Raw genomic sequence first — 18,479 nt, forward strand, 5'->3', positions numbered from 1 at the left:
ATACCAATCTGCAATAATACTTAATTAAGCGAATCGGTATTAGAGAGTTGAACTGAGTTATGTAACCTTGAAAGATCAACCGAGCCTAAGTGTAAAATTTACATTGAAAGTCGTCTAACTGTTAATAAACTCAGTAATACAGAAGGTATATTCAAAAAGTAGGCCGTTTTTAATATAACCCTGCGCTGAAGGTTTTTTTACAACGCACAGGGGAATATTAATAATACGGTGATCCCATTTACACGGTTAACTAGGGCGTGCGGTAGAGTCTCTTACGACAAGTTCAGGAGTGTATAGTTTTATAATATCGCGGTCATTGCCATTACGAATTTGGGCTATTAACAAGCTGGCCGCATCTTCGGCAATTTTATTATTAGGCTGATGGGCGGTGGTGAGTTTTGGCCAGGTTTGACGCGAGAATGGACTATCCTCAAACCCTGTTATAGAAAGCTCGCTGGGTATATCAATGTTCATTAATCTGGCTGCAAATAACGCACCGGCGGCTATTTCATCATTACATGAGACAATAGCGGTTGGCCTATTTGTTTGGCTAATGAGTGTTTTAGCGCCCTCAACCCCCGACTCAAATGAATATTCGCCATCAATAATTAAGCTTGGATCTATAGTAATGTCGTATTGGGTTAGCGCTGCTTTGTAACCTTCCAAGCGCTCTTTGGTCGAGTTATGCTCGCTGCCCCCGGCTAAAAAGCCAATGCGCGTGTGGCCGTTATTAATTAGATGCTCAGTAATTGACTTTGAGGCGAGATTATCGTCAATCATAATACAGGGTGTTAATGAGTCAGGCGCGTCGTGCCCTGATAAAATACGCACAACTTTTAGGTCTAGTTGAGTTAGCTTTTCAACAAACTCAGGCATTTCAGAAAAGGGCGGGGTGAGTAAGATTCCCGCGATACGTGTGCGTTTAATCATATTCGTAATTTCATCAAAAATATGTGCTTCTTTAGCGTCACAAGGGTGAATGAGTAGTTCAAACCCTTGCTTTTTGCACGCATCTAAAATACCGTTTTGCATGTCAATAATGTAGTACGCATTAGGGTTGTCGTATATGTAAGCTATGCTGTAAGCTTTTGTTCCTGCAAGACTTCTTGCAGCTAAGTTAGGCTGGAAGTTCAACTTTTCGACCGACGCCATGACTTTTTCACGGGTGTTGTCACGTACCGAGGTTTCGTTATTTATTACTCTTGATACCGTTTTTATTGATACCCCGGCATCTTTTGCCACGTCGTTTATTGTTGTTCTCATCGGCTTAATAGACCTTTACATATCATTTTGGGTACTAAATTATCTTTATCGGCAAACAACTACAGCAAATGCAGTTAACTGTACTCGGTTTTTATTATTTGACGGCTAAATTATAAAGACATCATTGAATATTAACAGTTAATTTATACGCCTTTCTTGTGAGAATGGTAGATAAAGTTTCAGGTAATGATTTGGTAATATTTAAATCTCATTTAAATACAATGATTTAAAATAAAACCATACGTATGCATGTAAATTATTTGTATCTTTTTTGCCCCCTTGTGTAGCTATAAAAGAAAAAAAAGGATACATTAACCGTTAAATGACAGCGTTGTCATAAATTAAAGCGCAATGTTAATTATTATTTAAAACCTTCGTTAGTGCATTGTTTGGCTAAGGTAGCAATTGCTAGATATGAATAGTGATTGATTTAAAAGCATAAAATGTTTTTTAGCTGATGGTACATTATAAACTAACCACACTAAGAATGAATGCATTGAAAAATCGACTTAATTTTTAGCATTTGAAATAGGTGCTTAAGTGACTAAGTTAATACAATAGAGGAAAGTAGCGAATGAAGATTAAATCATTACTGACAGCATGCTGCTTAGCACTGGGTTTAAGTGCGTGTCAGGGCAATGTTGATGAACAAAACACCGTATCGGTTCAGCTAAGCCCTGCAAACGACAGTGCGGTGGAGTTACTTGCCAACACATTACAAATAAAATATCAGCAAGTTGATAACCGCCCATCAGCTCAGTGCGATCCAAATATTGAAAACGGTCACTGTTTTAAAGCAAACTTACATTTAACTGCCAACTCGGCGATCAATGTTGACCAATGGAAAATTTACTTTAGTCAAATTACGCCAATACAAAAGTCGGTTAGCGATGAATTTACTATTAAACACGTTAATGGCGATATTCATGTTATTGAGCTTAAAGACGGGTTTACTGGCTTTAAAGCCGGTGAGACTAAAACGATTACTTTTTATGCGCATTTTTGGTCATTATCGCAAAGCGACGCTATTCCTAACTATATCGTGGTGAATAACAATGACACCGCTAAAGTGATTGAAAGTACAAGGCCTAAAATTGACCCGGAGACGGGCTTAGAGCTATTACCACATGTAGAGCCTTATACCGATTACACTCGTCAGTTTAAACGTACTGAGAGCGATAAAACTCAGTGGCTTACTGCTGAGCGCTTGTTTGAGCGTAATGAAAAGTATGACTTTTCAGCTTATTTAACCTCGCAAAATCAAGTAAGCAATGTGATTGCTCAACAAATTATACCTACCCCACGCGTTAGCGAGTTTAGTCAAACTCAAACGCTTGATATTAGCCAAGGGCTTAATATTAACTATGCAGAAGTTGATAAATCAAGTGTATTGGCTGCAATTGAGCGCTTGGCACTGTTAGGTATTAATGTAAGCGATGATGCAGCGGCAATTAAAGTCACACTTAATTCCACTGTTAAAAAAGATCAGCTTAATGGCAGTTATAAATTAGCGATTAAAGCCGATGAGGTTGTTATTGATGCCGCTGACGAAACGGGTGTTTTTTATGCTCTGCAAAGTTTAGCGAGTTTATACCAAGTTAACAGTAATATATTACCTGTGGGAGAGGTTATTGATGCACCGCATTATCAGTTTAGAGGGGTGTTGGTTGATGTAGCACGGAACTTTCGTGACAAAGGCTTTATTTTAAAGTTACTTGATCAAATGGCAGCTTATAAACTTAACAAGCTACATTTACACTTAGGTGATGATGAAGGCTGGCGTTTAGAAATTCCATCACTTCCTGAGCTAACCGATGTAGGTGCAAAGCGCTGTTTTGATCAAAGTGAGCAGCAATGTTTAATGCCACAATTAGGCGCAGGACTAGATACTTCAAGTGCAGCAAACGGTTACTATTCGGTAGCTGACTACCAAGAAATACTTAAAGCGGCGAGTGCGCGCCACATTCAAGTGATCCCATCGCTTGACATGCCAGGGCATTCTCGCGCTGCAATTAAAGCCATGCAAGCGCGTTATAATAAATACATAAAACAAGGCGATAAACAAAAAGCCGAACAGTTTTTACTGTATGACCCGCTTGATACAACGCTCTATTCGTCGGTACAACATTATAACGACAATACTATTAATGTGTGTTTAGACTCATCCTATGCGTTTATCCGTGAGGTAATGGAACAAGTAAAAAGTATTCATAGTGAGGCACAGCATCCGCTAACTCGTTATCATATAGGCGCAGATGAAACTGCAGGTGCATGGGTTGATTCACCTGCTTGTGCCGATTTTATTAAACAAAATAAGTTAGAAATTACTGAAGCAGGTCAGCTGGGCAGCTATTTTATTGAACGTATTGCCAATATGTTGGCTGATATGAATATTGAAACCGCAGCATGGAGCGATGGCTTATCGCATACTAACCCAGAAAATATGCCAGAGATTGTGCAAGGTAATGTTTGGGATTTATTAATGTGGAATGGCCATCAGCGTGCACATGAATTTGCTAATAGAAATTGGCAAGCAGTGCTTTCTTCGCCAGATGTATTGTATTTTGACTTCCCGTATGAGGCAGACCCACAAGAGCATGGTTATTACTGGGCTTCAAGGCATATAAATACTGAAAAGATATTTCAGTTTATGCCAGATAATTTGCCTATTCATGCTGAATTTTGGCTCGATCGAGAAGATAAGCCTTATGTAGCTGATGACACGTTAAAGCATGATGAGCAAGGCAAGGTCGTATCCGCGCCTTTAGCAAAAGATAAACGTTTTGTGGGTATTCAGGGTCAATTATGGAGCGAAAATACGCGCACCAATAATATGGCTGAATATAAGCTGTTCCCACGGTTATTATCGCTGGCCCAGCGTGCATGGCATAAAGCGGATTGGGCGGTACCGTATGATCATAATGGCTTTGTTTATAGCCAACAAACAAATCGCTTTAGCCCTGAATTAAAGCAGCAGCGCGATCAGCAATGGCAAACATTTGCTGCCACCATGGGGCTAAAGGAATTTGCCAAGTTAGAACGTGCGGATGTGCATTATCGTCTTGCAAATGCGGGGGCTAAAATTGATAACGGTATGTTGTTTGCCAATATTGCTTACCCTGGTTTAGTGATTGAATATAAACAAGGGTCTGAGCAATGGCAAACCTACACACAACCAGTCAAAGTAACACAAGATGTATGGGTTCGTTCTAAAACGCCTTATGCAAATCGTGTTAGCAGAAAACTCAAAGTAACGCACCGATAAGGTGCGTTTTTCCTTAAATTATTGAAGACAAAAAGAAGTTATTTATTTGTAAATAAAAATAATGACAACGCTGTCATTTGTGCTAGTATAAGATTCATACAGTATGACAGTCCGGTTTTATTTTAGTGTTTTGCAAAACGGTCGAACAACTTAAGAGGCAAAAATGATCACCAACAATCTTAAAAACAATCAACTCTTTGTGGGGATCGATGGCGGCGGCACTAAATGTAAAGCAATTATCGTCAATAGCTGTAATGACATAGTCGGCACCGGCGTGTCAGGCCCAGGTAACCCGTTACATGGGTTTAATCAAGCAACTCATTCTATTGAGCAATCAGTGCGTTTAGCATTACAAGATGCAGGGCTTAAAGATACGCCTTTATCTGAGCTTATTGCAGGGGTTGGCCTAGCAGGGGTTAACTTACCAAGTTTGCATAATCAAATGACACAATGGCAACACCCATTTAAAACCATGCACTTAACTACTGATTTACTTATTGCTTGTATGGGCGCTCATCAGGGCGAGGATGGCGCAGTGATGATTGCTGGCACTGGCTCGTGTGGATTTTCATACGTTAATGGCCAATCGTTTATGATTGGTGGTCATGGCTTTCCACATGGTGATAAAGGCAGTGGTGCATGGATTGGCTTTACTGCTTGTCAGTATGTGCTGCTTAGCCTAGATAAATTAATCCCAAGTGGTGCGCTTACTAACTTGTTAATGAATTATTTAGAAGTCAGCGATGCAATGCAACTTGTTGAAGTGATTGCCAATAAGCCTGCAGCCTTTTTTGCGCAACTTGCAGGATGTGTTTTTCAATCAGCACAGGCGAACGATGCCACAGCAATTGCCATTTTAAAAGAAGGTGGCGCTTATTTAAGCGACATTGCACGACAATTATTAGATAAAAACCCACCTAGGCTTTCGTTTATTGGTGGCTTATCAACCGTGATGACAACATGGTTAGACCCAGACATACAAGCTATTTTATCAGCCCCATTATCGTCACCAGAAATGGGGTCTGTACTTTACGCTAAACAACAGCACGTTAATTACAGCAGCCAGGAGTTATGATGTTTAACACACTAATGGAAAAAGAAGCGGCGCAAACGCCAAATGTTATTGAAAAGCAAATTATTGCCAACCAACCTTTAGTGGAAAAAATTGGTCATAAGCTTCGCGATATGGCCCCTAAGGTGGTTATGATGATTGGTCGCGGTTCATCAGATCATGCTGGTGTTTTTGGTAAATATTTAATTGAAATTGAAGCGGGTGTACCGGTCAGTTCTGCAGCGCCATCAGTGGCGAGTGTATATGGTAAAACATTAAAGCTTGAAGGCGCTGTTGTGATTGTAATTTCTCAATCAGGACGCAGCCCAGACATTCTTGCCCAGGCAAAAATGGCGAAAGAGGCGGGCGCTTATTGTATTGCACTGGTTAACGATGAAGCGTCACCTCTACAAGACATAGTCGATGATTTTGTTCCTCTTAAAGCCGGCGATGAAATTTCGGTGGCGGCAACAAAAAGCTATTTGGCAACGTTATCAGCCCTAGTACATATTGTTGCTAATTGGACTCAAAATGAGTCATTATTACAAGGGCTTGACGAGTTACCTAGCGCGCTTAATGCCATTATAGATTCACCAACTCAGCTACAACCTACTGAGTTTGCAAATATTAAGAATATGGTGGTATTGGCACGAGGTTTAGGGTTTTCTATCTCAAAAGAAATGGCACTTAAGCTTAAAGAGGTGTGTGCTATTCATGCTGAGTCATTTAGTAGTGCGGAGTTTTTACATGGTCCGGTGACCTTAGTTGAGCAAGGGCTAGTGATTTTAGATTGCTCGGTTGAAGATGAAACCAAAGAGTCACATCAGCAGCAAATTGCTGAGGTCAAAAAACGCGGTGCACAAGTGATTAGTCTTAATCAACAAGGTATTAAAGTACACCCGCGATTAGCGCCATTTTTAGTATTACAGCGTTTTTACCTTGATGTGGCAAAAGTGGCATTAAGCCGTGGTTTTAATCCTGATGAGCCAAAGGGGCTTAAAAAAGTAACAAGGACATTATAAATGTCAGTTAAACGAATTCATGTAGCCCAGTTTTTTGATGGCGAGCACTTTGTTAACGACAAAGTGCTAAGCGTTGATGCGGGTATTATTACGGCAATAGATGATAACGTACAGCAGGCAGATGAGCACCTAACGGGTTTAGTCGCACCTGGCTTTATTGATCTACAAGTTAATGGCGGTGACGGTGAGTTGTTTAACCGTACTAGCAGTGTTGCAGGGGTTAAAAAAATACTGCTAGCACATGCCAAATACGGTACAACTGCTATGCTGCCAACGTTAATTACTGACACCGTAGAAGTAATGCGCCAAGCAGCCGATGTAATTGCTAAGGCGATAGCCCAAAAAACGCCAGGTATTATTGGTATTCACTTTGAAGGGCCGCACTTATCAGTGGCAAAAAAGGGGGCTCACAGCGCTGATTTTATTCGTCCTATTTCTGAACAAGAGTGGCAGGTGTTATCTCGTCAAGATTTAGGTAAAGTCGTAGTCACCTTAGCGCCTGAAAATGTACTACCAAGCGATATTACCAAAATGCGCGATTTAGGGATTCAGGTTTGTCTAGGTCATACCAATGCAAGCTTTGAACAGGCTCAACAGGGCGTTGATGCTGGGGCAACCGGATTTACGCATTTGTATAATGCTATGTCACCACTACAAGGGCGTGAGCCGGGAGTGGTTGGCTGTGCATTATTAAATGATGATACTTATTGTGGCTTAATTGTTGATGGCCATCATGTTGATTACGCAGCATGCCAACTGGCATTAAAAGCAAAACCAATAGGGCACGTGTTTTTAGTTACTGATGCGATGCCACCAGTGGGAACAGATGATACTCAGTTTGCTTTTTTTGACCGAACTGTCAGCTTAGAGAATGGTAAACTCACCTCTACAACAGGCGAGTTGGCCGGCTCTGCGCTTGATATGGCAACCGCAGTTAGAAACACTGTAACTCATTTAAAACAGCCATTAGCGCAAGCGCTTAAAATGGCGAGTTTATATCCTGCTCAGTATTTAAAGTTGCCTGCCACACACGGGCGATTAATACTGGGTAGTCCAGCAGATTTTGTACAATTAAACACACAACAACAAGTCATTAGCACGTGGATTGGCGGCGCTCGGGTTTGTTAACAACATAATAAATATAAATAAAGGAAAATAACATGACAACGAATGTTATGGATACGTCCAAAAATAGTAGCGTGGTCCCAATGGCCATTGTTGCGGTATTATTTTTTATACTGGGCTTTGCTACTTGGCTTAATGGCTCGTTAATGCCTTACTTAAGTCAAATTTTACAGTTAACCCCATTTCAAGGGTCGTTAATTTTATTTTCCTTTTATATTGCGGTCACATTTACTGCGCTGCCCTCGGCAGTACTGATCAAAAAGGTCGGCTACAAAAACGGTATGGCATTGGGGATGGGCTGTATGATGTTAGCAGGCTTAATGTTTATTCCTGCTGCTATGTCGCAGTTTTTTCCTTTGTTTTTACTAGCGCAGTTGGTAATGGGCGCAGGGCAAACCTTATTACAAACCGCGGTTAATCCGTATGTAGTACGTTTAGGGCCAGAAGAATCGGCTGCTGTACGTATTAGTATTATGGGGATTTTAAATAAAGGCGCGGGAGTTATCTCACCGATGGTTTTTACCGCCTTAATTTTAAGTAACTTTACCGGTACCGTGGGCACAGATCTAAGCCAAGAGCAAGTTGATGATATGGCAAATGGTCTTATTTTACCTTACTTAGGCATGGCCTTATTTATTGGTGTATTAGCTTTTGCGGTTAAAAAGTCTCCGCTGCCTGAGCTTATCAATGATGAAGTAGAAGCAATAAACGACAAAGGTGAAATTCGTGAAACACTCTCTCATCCAAACTTGGTGTTAGGTGCTATTGCTATCTTTTTGTATGTTGCGGTAGAGGTTATTGCTGGCGATACCATAGGTACTTTTGCACTATCGCTGGGTATTGAAAACTATGGGGTAATGACTTCATACACTATGATGTTTATGGTGTTTGGTTATATTTTAGGTATTTTACTTATCCCTAAATTTATCTCTCAGCAAGCGGCCTTAACAGCATCGGGTGTATTGGGTATTGTGATCACCCTGTGCATTTTGTTTATTGATGCGCAGTCGTATGTTATTGCCAATGCCATACTGGTGCCTTTAGGAGGCGCTAATTTACCAGATGCTTTACTGCTAATTGCCTTTTTAGGCTTAGCAAACGCCATTGTTTGGCCGGCGGTTTTCCCACTTGCGTTATCGGGTTTAGGTAAACTAACCAGCACAGGCTCAGCACTGTTAGTAATGGGCATAGCGGGCGGTGCATTTGGTCCGGTGTTATGGGGCTTACTGAGCGGCTTTACCTCGCTACAAACTGGCTACTCTGTATTGTTACCTTGTTACTTATTTATATTATTTTATGCCGTGAAAGGGCATAAAATGAAAAAGCAATAACATCCACCAGCTATCCCTAGCTCAGTGCACTTTGCAGTATAAAGTGCACTGATTATTAGGGCACTTTATCAGCTTAAGCGTGTTACCTTGAGCTTTATTCTGCCAGCATTCGCCCCATAAAAACGACTTAAATCATTAGCAAATGGACAAAATTCTCCTGATTTTTTAATGGTTATTTCAACGCCTTCGGCAATTTCAAATGCATGGTCATCGCTTTGGCCAATTGTTCCTATTAAGCTAAACCACTGCGCCGTGGCTAAACGCCTAAATGGCTCAAGTAATGCCATAGGGATTTCTTTAACGCCGAGTTGCACATTATCGCGATGCCAGCCAGAAGGAGGGCACTTTACACCATCGTCATACCAAAATTGGTTAGGGTAAGGAGTAAAGCGATACGTTGCATCTTGGGCAAGCATTAAGCCGGTAGCGTTGTAGGCTTCACTAGCGTATACCATCACATCTTGGCTTTGATTAACACTCAGTAAGCTCATATTTTGATTGGCGAGCATTATATGAGCACTTAGCCCCATAAAGTTCAGTGTACTGTCATCGCTGTAAATTATTTTATAATGTATATTTTTTAACGATTCAGGGCGATAGCTGGTTAGTTTATTAATTCGCTGTGCAACACTGTGATGTATTAATGGAGCGTTGTGGCTAATCTCATCGTTAATTAATACACAGCACTGCCTATCAACCAGCTTAAAAAATGGGTTTAACCAAAAGTAACTTTGCTGATGACTTAGCGCCAGTGGATCGGGAATAACTGTCACATCATCTTGGGCAACCAAGTTACTCTCAGGTAAAAGGTTTTCATAGTCTATGTCATGGCTGGTTAATAACGAAACCGATAGCGGCTGAGCAATGAGCCACTCAAGCGCATAACGCAGGCAAATATCGGCAAGCCCATCGCGATAGTAGCCTCCTCCTACATCGGAGTGGGCTCCTGCAAACCACAGCTCGGTAATGTTTGCTTGTTGATTCATTAATGTAGGCTCAAAGGCCCGTCGTTTCTCATCAAGCGCAACACAATGCAGGGCCCCAGCGACATTATTGGCAATAGTATGGTTTTCAAAAACCACATGCTCTGCGCCACGGGTCGCTTTATTTATCTTTGACAGGCCAATTGAGGCCACGGTGTCAAAAACACACAAATATACTTGCTCATTTATTAATGGCTCTAGGCATTTAGCAAAACGCCTTGCTAATGCAGCGCCTCTGCTAAAACCGGTAAGTAGAACAGTATCGCCACTTTGATAATGCTGCTTAAAATCTGTGATAGCCTGAGTCAAAATGCTGGCCACATCTTCAGAACGTGGGGCAAGTGTTTGATTTAAAATTCGTTTTAAACGACTGCCTTTGGTGCCTATGCCTTGGTAATAAAAGCTTAATTGCTGTGAAAATGGGGTAGTGGGTGAATCATCAAGTTTACCGCCGAGCAATAAGTGTAGTTTTAGAATATTAGAAATACTGGCGTCTTCTTTAAAATGCTCTGTACTGAACTGATCTGCGTCGCGGGGTTCACTGCCGGTACCATCAAAATTAAAAATAAGCGTTTTAAAGGTCATTACTAAATTCCGTGAGTGGTTTATGTAAATTTATATGGGAATTGTGAAAAATTAAAGACGGCGGTAATAAATATTTGTTTAATCTTATTTATTACCGCGGCTGATGTAGCTATTTAACCTGAAATCTAGTTAAGAGATTTACTAACATATTTAATCAAAATGATATTTATGTTTATTATCCGGAGTTCAGGTTATTTAGTGTAGTTTCATTTTTGGGCGAACAACACGCAGCACCTTTTCGCTGATCCACAAAGCAAAGGTTTTGGCACTGCCGTGGATAGCGCGCTGATGCATTCTATATAGTGAAATATACATAAAGCGGGCAATTTTACCTTCAATAAAAAAGCTACTACTGGTTAGGTTACCCATTAAGCTGCCCACCGTGCTGTAGCGCGATAAATTTACCAGTGAGCCATGGTCATTATATTCAAACTTTTTCAGGGGCTGCTCACGTAGTGTAGCAATTAGATTTTTTTCAACGCATTGCGCCATTTGATGAGCCGATTGTGCGCGTGGCGGCACTTGCGTCCCATCGTCTTGGGTAAACGCGCAGCAATCACCAAGCACATAGATTTGAGGGTCTAGGCTACTTTGTAAGTAATCATTCACTTTTATTTGATTGCTACGTGTCAGCTCAAATATGTCTAGCTCTTTAATGAAGTCAGGGGCTTTTACCCCTGCTGCCCACACCATAATATCCGCATTTATTTGCTCGTCATTACTAGTGATAAAGCCATGCTCAGTTGCTTGTTTAACTTGGGTGTTTTCTCGAACGGTAACCCCTAATCTTAATAATTCACGTTTGGCTGAGCTGGCAATTCGCTCAGACAACGCAGGTAAAATCCTAGGACCCGCTTCAATCAAATGTATGTGCAAGCGTTTCGCCGACATATTGGTTAAACCGTATATTTTGAGTAAATCAGAAACATGATACAACTCAGCTGAGAGCTCAACGCCAGTTGCCCCACCGCCAACAATAGCAATGTTTAATGAATGCAATGGGTCGTCGTCTTGATGAAGGCGAGTAAAGTTATCTAGTAAGGCGTGTTGAAAACGCTCGGCTTGTTGGTTTGAATCAAGGTAAAAGCAATGGTCTTTAATACCCGGGGTGTTGAAGTCGTTACTGACACTGCCAATGGCAATAACTAAATGATCATAGTGAACGGTTCGTTTAGGTAATATTTGATGCCCTAACTCGTCATATAGAGGGCTTAAGGTAATGGTTTTATTATTGTTATCGAGGTTACAAAAGGTACCAAGTTGGAAGTTATAGTGGTGCTTGGCCGCATGCGCTGAGTATACAACGCCATCTAAATCGGCATCAATAGAGCCGGTTGCTACTTCATGCAATAACGGTTTCCATATATGAGTGCGGTTTTTATCAATGAGTAATATATTTGCGTGTTGTTTCTTTCCTAATTTGTGCCCTAATTGAGTTGCTAGCTCCAGCCCACCAGCGCCACCGCCTATGATGACAATTTTTGGTATGGTTTTGTCCATGACTATGCCCTTAAAAATAATATACCGAAGCAATTTCTGTACGTTGATTTTTAAAATGACTTGGGTATCAAAAAAATTATTTTGGCAAAGCATGCTTTTATAGGACTATAGTGTGCGCCTAATTGAAGGATATGTCAGCAATAAATCCAACGATATGCTGTATACTGATATGCAAATATTTCATCTACTGCGCATTTACAGTATTTATGGGCACCGACATAAAAAGGACGCTTTTATGAGTACCTCGCTAGTTCAGTCTCTTGAGCAACATTTTGGTTTTAATCAGTTTAGAGCAGGGCAACAACAAACCATAGAGCAATTGCTAAATGGCCAATCATCACTGGCTATATTCCCAACTGGATCGGGTAAATCCTTGTGCTATCAACTTACTGCGTTACATTTACCGCATTTAACCTTGGTGGTATCGCCATTATTAGCGTTGATGAAAGATCAAATAAGTTTTTTAAACAGTAAAGGCATTTATGCCGCAAGTCTTGATTCAAGCCAAGATCAAATGCAAAGCAGTACGGTAATGAACGACGTGCGCAGTGGTAAAATTAAAGTGTTAATGGTGTCAGTTGAGCGCTTTAAAAACGAACGCTTTAGAGAATTTATTAACCAAGTGGCACTTTCTATGTTGGTGGTAGACGAAGCGCATTGTATATCTGAGTGGGGTCATAATTTTAGACCCGACTATTTAAAACTACCGCGTTACCGTGAAGAGCTAAATATTCCGTTAGTGTTACTATTAACCGCCACAGCCACTAAAAAAGTAAAACGCGATATGGCAGAACGCTTTGCTATTGAGCCACAATGTATTGTGCAAACGGGGTTTTATCGCGCTAATTTAGATTTAAGTGTGCTGAGTGTTAAAACTGCCGATAAAAACACTGAGCTTACTAAAATTGTCCGTGCGCAAACCGGCCCCGGTATTGTGTATGTCACGCTGCAGCAAAGTGCTGAGCAAGTGGCCAATATGTTAAGCGCACAGGGTCTGCAGGCGGTGGCGTATCATGCAGGGCTTGAAGATACCTTACGCGGGCAAATTCAAGATGATTTTATGGCGGGTAAAATAAATGTGGTGGTCGCTACTATTGCCTTTGGCATGGGGGTTGATAAATCAGACATACGCTTTGTGATTCACTACGATTTACCTAAATCAATTGAAAACTACAGCCAAGAAATTGGTCGTGCAGGGCGTGATGGCAACCCTTCCAATTGTTATACATTGGCTAATTTAGATGGCTTAAACACAGTAGAAAATTTTGTGTACGGCGATACCCCAGAGCTCAGCGGTATTGAGCACGTGATTAACGATATTCGCCAAGCCCAACAGCAATGGGAAATGCAAGAATATAGCCTTTCAAGCGAGAGTAATATTCGCCAGCTTGCCCTTAAAACCTTGCTGGTACAATTGGAAATGCAAGGCGCAATAACCCCGCAGTATGCGTATTACGCCGATTTTAAGTATAAATTTTTGGTTGATAAAAGTGAGTTACTTAGCCAGTTTGATCAGCAGCGCCAAGCCTTTTTAACACAAATATTTAGCCATACCGACTTTAAAAAAATATGGGGTACACTTAACTTTGATAGCTTGACCCAAGCCGCGCAAGTTGACCGTAAACGTGTGGTAGCCGCACTTGATTACCTAGCAGAAAAAAACCTTATCACCCTTGAAACCAAACGTATTACTCAAGTGTACAAAGTGCATAGCGAGGTGATTAATAACATCGAACTTGCCCAGCAGTTACACGATTATTTTACCGATAAAGAGCAAGCTGAAATAAAACGAATTGCTGCACTAGTACGCTTTTTTGAGCTGCAATCTTGCTTAAGCTATAACTTAGCCCGTTATTTTGATGATGCGAATGCGCCACAGCAATGTGGGCATTGTAGTGTGTGCCGTGGGCATGCGGTCAAGCTTGAGTATTCACTCACCCCACCAGAGATTAATGAGTCACTTATCTATCAAAAGGTGGATGAGTTTTTGGCGCATATGGCAACGAAAGGAGCGCACAATGTGGGCATTGAAACCCAATGTCGGTTTTTAGCGGGAATGAGTGTGCCGCTATTTGCGCGTAATAAGGTACGCCAGCTAAGTGGTTTTGCACTGTGTGAGCAACAGCGCTACAGCGAAACTAAAGCGATATTACTGGCACGATAAATTATATTAATTTAATGCAATTGCTATTAGTTCCTGTATTCTGATGGCTTATTCTAAACAGTAAGCCATTATGCCGCACAACGTTATCCCTGTAAGAAATATAACCCCGACTAACGAACCCATCACATGCGCTAATTGCCAAGCGTGTTGTTGTCAATTAGAAGTGCGTATTGTTAGTGATACCGGTGTGCCTTTTCAGTATATTGATTACGACAAATGGGGCAGTGAAGTTATGAAGCGTGGCGACGATGGCTGGTGTCAAGCTCTCGATAGAAACACGTTAATGTGTACTATTTACGAAAATCGCCCATTAACGTGTCGAGAATTCGAAATGGCGTCTGATGAGTGTATTACTGAGCGAGAATTGGCGGGTATTTAAAATGCAATTTTGCAAAGGGTGATCATAAAAAAAAGGATCTTATGACCCTTTCTTCATTCGTGTTTAACCAGTTAATCGTATTTAGCTTCAAGCTCGTTAGCAGTATGAAACTTCTCGTGGCTTTGCAATTGCTCATCATATTTAACAAGGTTTTTAAAGTGTGTAAGCTGGCCAGCGTTTTTAACTATTTCAACAATAAACGACATCATGAAATCGGCACCAGTTAGGGTGTCGCCTACTAAATAGCGCTTACCTTCAAGGCGGTTGTTAAAATAGCTAATTACTTTAGCGGTTTCAGCATCGGCATAGCCCTCTAAAAATTGCGTTTTAGCGCCATCTTTTTGTACTAACATTTTCAGCAATAATGGTAAAATAGCAGAGCTTTCGGCAAAGTGAAGCCATTGCTGATAGTCTACAAATTCCGCAGTACCTGTGGCTGGTGCAAATTTACCTTTGCCATATTTAGTGATCAAATAATCTGTGATAGCGCCAGACTCGGCAATCACTAAGCCGTCATCTTCGATAACCGGTGATTTACCCAGCGGATGCACATTTTTAAGCTCATCAGGGGCTAAAAAAGTTTCAGTGTTGCGCTGATAAGCAACAATTTCGTAATCAACTTCAAGCTCTTCGAGTAACCAAATAATACGTTTAGAGCGAGATTTATTTAAGTGGTGTAGTTTAATCATTATCTTCCTTATTGGGCTGTGCTGAATTACAACACAGCATGAATGTTATTATAGTGGGCTGTTAATTTTTACTACGGTTTTACCAAAGTTTTTACCACTGATCATATCGTTAAATGCGCTGATGGTTTTTTCGAACCCATCGACAAGATGTTCGCGGTATTGAATTTTTCCATCTTGTAGCCACTGTTGCATGTCTTGGGCAAATTCGTCATAGCGGTGGCCGTAATCATCAAAAATTATAAAGCCTTGCATTTTTATTCGTTTAGTAAGCAATTGACCCATAAGCATGCCCATTCTATCTGGGCCTTCAGGCAGGCTGGTGGCATTATATTGCGATACTAACCCGCACACAGGTACGCGTGCTGAGGTATTCAGCAAAGGTAATACGGCATCAAATACTTTTCCGCCCACATTTTCATAATAAACATCAATGCCTTGCTCACATGCCTTTTCTAATTGTTCGGCAAAGTCATCAGCTTTATGGTCAATACAGGCATCAAAGCCAAGATTTTTAACAGCATGCGTACATTTTTCGCTGCCTCCGGCAACCCCTACTACTTTACAGCCTTTAATTTTCGCTATTTGACCAACCGTGGCCCCCACAGGCCCTGTTGCTGCTGCAACGACCACAGTTTCACCTGCTTTAGGTGCGCCAATATCTAACAATCCCATGTAGGCAGTAAAACCAGGCATACCCATAATACCGAGTGCATAAGATGGATTTTTAGGCTCTTTGCCTAATGACATTAAGCCCTCGCCGTTTGAGATAGCGTAAGTTTGCCAGCCTGTATATGCTAATACCCATTCGCCTTCGCTAAAGGTATCGTTTTTAGATGATTCGACTTGGCAAACCGTTGCACCGACCATTACATCACCAATTTCTACCGGGTCGGCATATGACTTAGCATCGCTCATGCGGCCACGCATATAGGGGTCTAGTGACAAATAAATAGTACGCAGCAATACTTCACCATCCTTTAATGATGGCAGCCCTACGTTTTTAAGTTCAAAGTTTTCATTGGTCGGTGCGCCGTGTGGGCGCGATGCTAAAGTAAATTGACGGCTGGTTGTGGACATAAAAATCTCCAAAATAGAGTGAAAAAACCACCTATATACCGAATGTTTAAGCTTTAAAACGATACATTGCTAAACAATAATGCGCGGATAGGCGGACAAAATTTGTACCTTGATACACGAGCTTTGGGCGAGAGAGTGTTAATTCAACCCTGCATAGAGTATTTATTCTAATTTAGATTAGGTTGATGGTTTTTAAGTAAGCTTAAAATAATAGCGTCGTAAAATTGGTTGTTTTTATAGATAGCTTGCTTGAGTTGCGCTTCTAATGAAAATTCAGCTTTGGTGAGTGCTTTTATGGAGCCAATATTACCTGAAAATACCGTAGCAAAGATTCTATTTAACTCACTACTGTCAAATGCTTCTTTGCAAATAAGCTTAATGGCTTGGGTGATAATTCCTTGCCCCCAATATTGCTGACTAAGCCAATAACCAATTTCGCCATTGCGACTATACTCAAATTCACCGGGAGTAACACCAATACAACCAACGCACAGGCCGTCAACTTCGATGGCTTTAATGATGCCAAATTTTGAGCCATGGTTTATCCACCACTGGGCGTCTGCTTGGGTATAAGGAAATGGAATTTTAGAGGACAAATAGCGAGCTACTTGTTGATCGTTCAAAATGGTGACTATTTGGCAGGTATCGTGTCGTTTAAATGCTCGTAGAGTGATCATGCTATAAATGAGTTTGTTATTATCAGCCAATAACTTAGCAAGCTTTAAACGCTTAAACAATGAAAACCCATTCATTAAAATTAAAGTGTATACAGGTATAACTTTGCTTAAAACTCTTTTAAAATAAAAAAAACACCCAGACAGAGTCTCTCAATGCACCCTCATATCGAAGCACTTTACAATAGCGCTAAAAAGCCTAGCCGTTTAATTATTGGTTTAATGAGTGGCACCTCGTTAGATGGTTTAGATGTGGCGCTATGTAAAATAACCGGTGCAGGTTTGCATACACAAATAGAGGTGTTAAATTTTACTACAGTTGAATATAACGACGAGTATAAAAGTAAAATAAAGCAGGTGTTTGCCAAGCGCGAATGCGATTTAGAAGTGTTGACTTTATTACACCCTTGGGTGGGCAAACTCCATGGTGAGATGGTTAATCAGTGCTTGATTGCATGGGGTATTGACCCTGCGAGTATTGATGCTATAGCCAGTCACGGACAAACTATTTATCACTGTCCGCAGTCGCAGCATAACCACCATGGCTTTAAACATGGCACCTTGCAAATAGGTGATAGTGACCAAATAGCCGTTACTACAGGCATTACCACTGTTGGCGATTTTAGACAAAAGCATATTGCCGCTGGTGGAGAAGGTGCGCCGTTGGCTGTGTATGGCGATTATTTGTTTTTTGCCAGCCCTAATGAAAACCGAATATTACTTAATATGGGGGGCATTGCTAACCTAACATTTTTACCTAAAAATAGTGATACTGCAGCTATATTCAGTTCTGATATTGGACCTGGCAATACTATTATGGATGCCTATGTACAGTATTATTTTAAAGGAATGCATTATGATGAGGGCGCAAAGCTTGCCAAAGCAGGCAAGGTAAATGTAATACTGCTAAAATCGCTCAGCGATAATGCGTTTTTTAAATTACCACTGCCAAAAACAACAGGACCTGAGGTGTTTAATTTAGCCTTATTACGTGCAGCCCAAGCCCAAACCGCAACCCAAGATTTAAGCCATGAAGATGTGTTGGCGACATTAAATGCGCTTTCTGCGACTACGATTGCTAGGGCGTTAAATGACTGTGCTAAAGGGGTTCAAAACTGTGTGGTATATGCCAGTGGTGGAGGTATTCATAATCCATTATTGATGGAGCAATTACTAATACACTGCCTAAATATTAAGGCGTTTAAGAATACTGATGATTTGGGTGTTCACCCTGATGCCAAAGAGGCGGTGCTGTTTGCTATTTTGGCAAACGAATGTTTAGCAGGGCAGCGACAAAGTGCTAAAAATAAAAGAGGTGGAATTTTAGATATTACTATGGGTAAAGTGAGCTTTGCTGATTAACTAATTAAA

General features: G+C 40.9%; 14 protein-coding genes. 8 read left to right on the forward strand and 6 right to left on the reverse strand.

Going from position 1 to position 18,479, the window contains the following annotated elements; translation table 11 throughout:
* Positions 1–246 precede the first annotated feature (246 nt).
* Positions 247–1,263, reverse strand: coding sequence for a LacI family DNA-binding transcriptional regulator (locus P20311_RS14845; RefSeq protein WP_008114359.1), 1,017 nt, complete (start codon positions 1,261–1,263; stop codon positions 247–249).
* Positions 1,264–1,837: 574 nt separating this feature from the next.
* On the opposite strand from P20311_RS14845, the gene P20311_RS14850 reads away from it, so the two are divergent.
* The 5 genes from P20311_RS14850 to nagP all read left to right on the forward strand — a co-directional run bounded on the left by P20311_RS14850 (position 1,838) and on the right by nagP (position 9,057).
* On the forward strand, positions 1,838–4,528 hold the full coding sequence (locus P20311_RS14850) for a family 20 glycosylhydrolase (protein ID WP_008114360.1): 2,691 nt from the start codon (positions 1,838–1,840) through the stop codon (positions 4,526–4,528).
* A gap of 163 nt (positions 4,529–4,691) precedes the next feature.
* Entirely contained in the window at positions 4,692–5,603 is a 912-nt protein-coding gene (gene nagK / locus P20311_RS14855; protein ID WP_008114362.1) for an N-acetylglucosamine kinase, read from the forward strand.
* Positions 5,603–6,601, forward strand: coding sequence for a glucosamine-6-phosphate deaminase NagB-II (gene nagB-II, locus P20311_RS14860; RefSeq protein ID WP_008114364.1), 999 nt, complete (start codon positions 5,603–5,605; stop codon positions 6,599–6,601). The genes nagK and nagB-II overlap by 1 nt, the downstream gene beginning before the upstream one ends.
* Positions 6,602–7,729: an N-acetylglucosamine-6-phosphate deacetylase gene (gene nagA, locus P20311_RS14865; RefSeq protein WP_008114366.1), complete on the forward strand. Its 1,128-nt coding sequence runs from the start codon at positions 6,602–6,604 to the stop codon at positions 7,727–7,729.
* A 32-nt stretch (positions 7,730–7,761) separates the two neighbouring features.
* Positions 7,762–9,057 carry an N-acetylglucosamine MFS transporter NagP gene (gene nagP, locus P20311_RS14870; RefSeq protein ID WP_036985259.1) on the forward strand — a complete coding sequence of 432 codons (1,296 nt, stop codon included), beginning with the start codon at positions 7,762–7,764 and terminating at the stop codon, positions 9,055–9,057.
* A 68-nt stretch (positions 9,058–9,125) separates the two neighbouring features.
* Here the strand turns inward: nagP and P20311_RS14875 are convergent, their stop codons facing one another.
* Together P20311_RS14875 and P20311_RS14880 are read right to left on the reverse strand one after the other, a co-directional pair.
* Positions 9,126–10,625 (reverse strand): DUF2235 domain-containing protein, encoded by a 1,500-nt coding sequence (locus P20311_RS14875; protein ID WP_008114369.1) that lies wholly within the window; start codon positions 10,623–10,625, stop codon positions 9,126–9,128.
* Between the two features lie 195 nt (positions 10,626–10,820).
* Entirely contained in the window at positions 10,821–12,125 is a 1,305-nt protein-coding gene (locus P20311_RS14880) for an NAD(P)/FAD-dependent oxidoreductase (RefSeq protein WP_008114371.1), read from the reverse strand.
* Positions 12,126–12,360: 235 nt separating this feature from the next.
* On the opposite strand from P20311_RS14880, the gene P20311_RS14885 reads away from it, so the two are divergent.
* On the forward strand, positions 12,361–14,289 hold the full coding sequence (locus P20311_RS14885) for an ATP-dependent DNA helicase RecQ (protein WP_008114373.1): 1,929 nt from the start codon (positions 12,361–12,363) through the stop codon (positions 14,287–14,289).
* A gap of 70 nt (positions 14,290–14,359) precedes the next feature.
* Complete coding sequence (locus P20311_RS14890; RefSeq protein ID WP_036985260.1) at positions 14,360–14,668, forward strand: YkgJ family cysteine cluster protein; 309 nt, start codon at positions 14,360–14,362, stop codon at positions 14,666–14,668.
* Between the two features lie 71 nt (positions 14,669–14,739).
* Here the strand turns inward: P20311_RS14890 and P20311_RS14895 are convergent, their stop codons facing one another.
* The 3 genes from P20311_RS14895 to P20311_RS14905 all read right to left on the reverse strand — a co-directional run bounded on the left by P20311_RS14895 (position 14,740) and on the right by P20311_RS14905 (position 17,111).
* Positions 14,740–15,357 carry a glutathione S-transferase family protein gene (locus P20311_RS14895; protein WP_008114377.1) on the reverse strand — a complete coding sequence of 206 codons (618 nt, stop codon included), beginning with the start codon at positions 15,355–15,357 and terminating at the stop codon, positions 14,740–14,742.
* Positions 15,358–15,405: 48 nt separating this feature from the next.
* Positions 15,406–16,434, reverse strand: a complete 1,029-nt coding sequence (locus P20311_RS14900; RefSeq protein ID WP_008114379.1) for an NADP-dependent oxidoreductase — start codon at positions 16,432–16,434, stop codon at positions 15,406–15,408.
* A gap of 167 nt (positions 16,435–16,601) precedes the next feature.
* Positions 16,602–17,111: a GNAT family N-acetyltransferase gene (locus P20311_RS14905; RefSeq protein ID WP_036985263.1), complete on the reverse strand. Its 510-nt coding sequence runs from the start codon at positions 17,109–17,111 to the stop codon at positions 16,602–16,604.
* 153 nt (positions 17,112–17,264) lie between these two features.
* Between P20311_RS14905 and P20311_RS14910 the strand changes: the two genes are divergently transcribed.
* Positions 17,265–18,470, forward strand: a complete 1,206-nt coding sequence (locus P20311_RS14910; protein WP_008114383.1) for an anhydro-N-acetylmuramic acid kinase — start codon at positions 17,265–17,267, stop codon at positions 18,468–18,470.
* Positions 18,471–18,479: the final 9 nt, after the last annotated feature.

The organism is Pseudoalteromonas sp. BSi20311 (assembly GCF_000239875.1).
GTDB lineage: Bacteria > Pseudomonadota > Gammaproteobacteria > Enterobacterales > Alteromonadaceae > Pseudoalteromonas.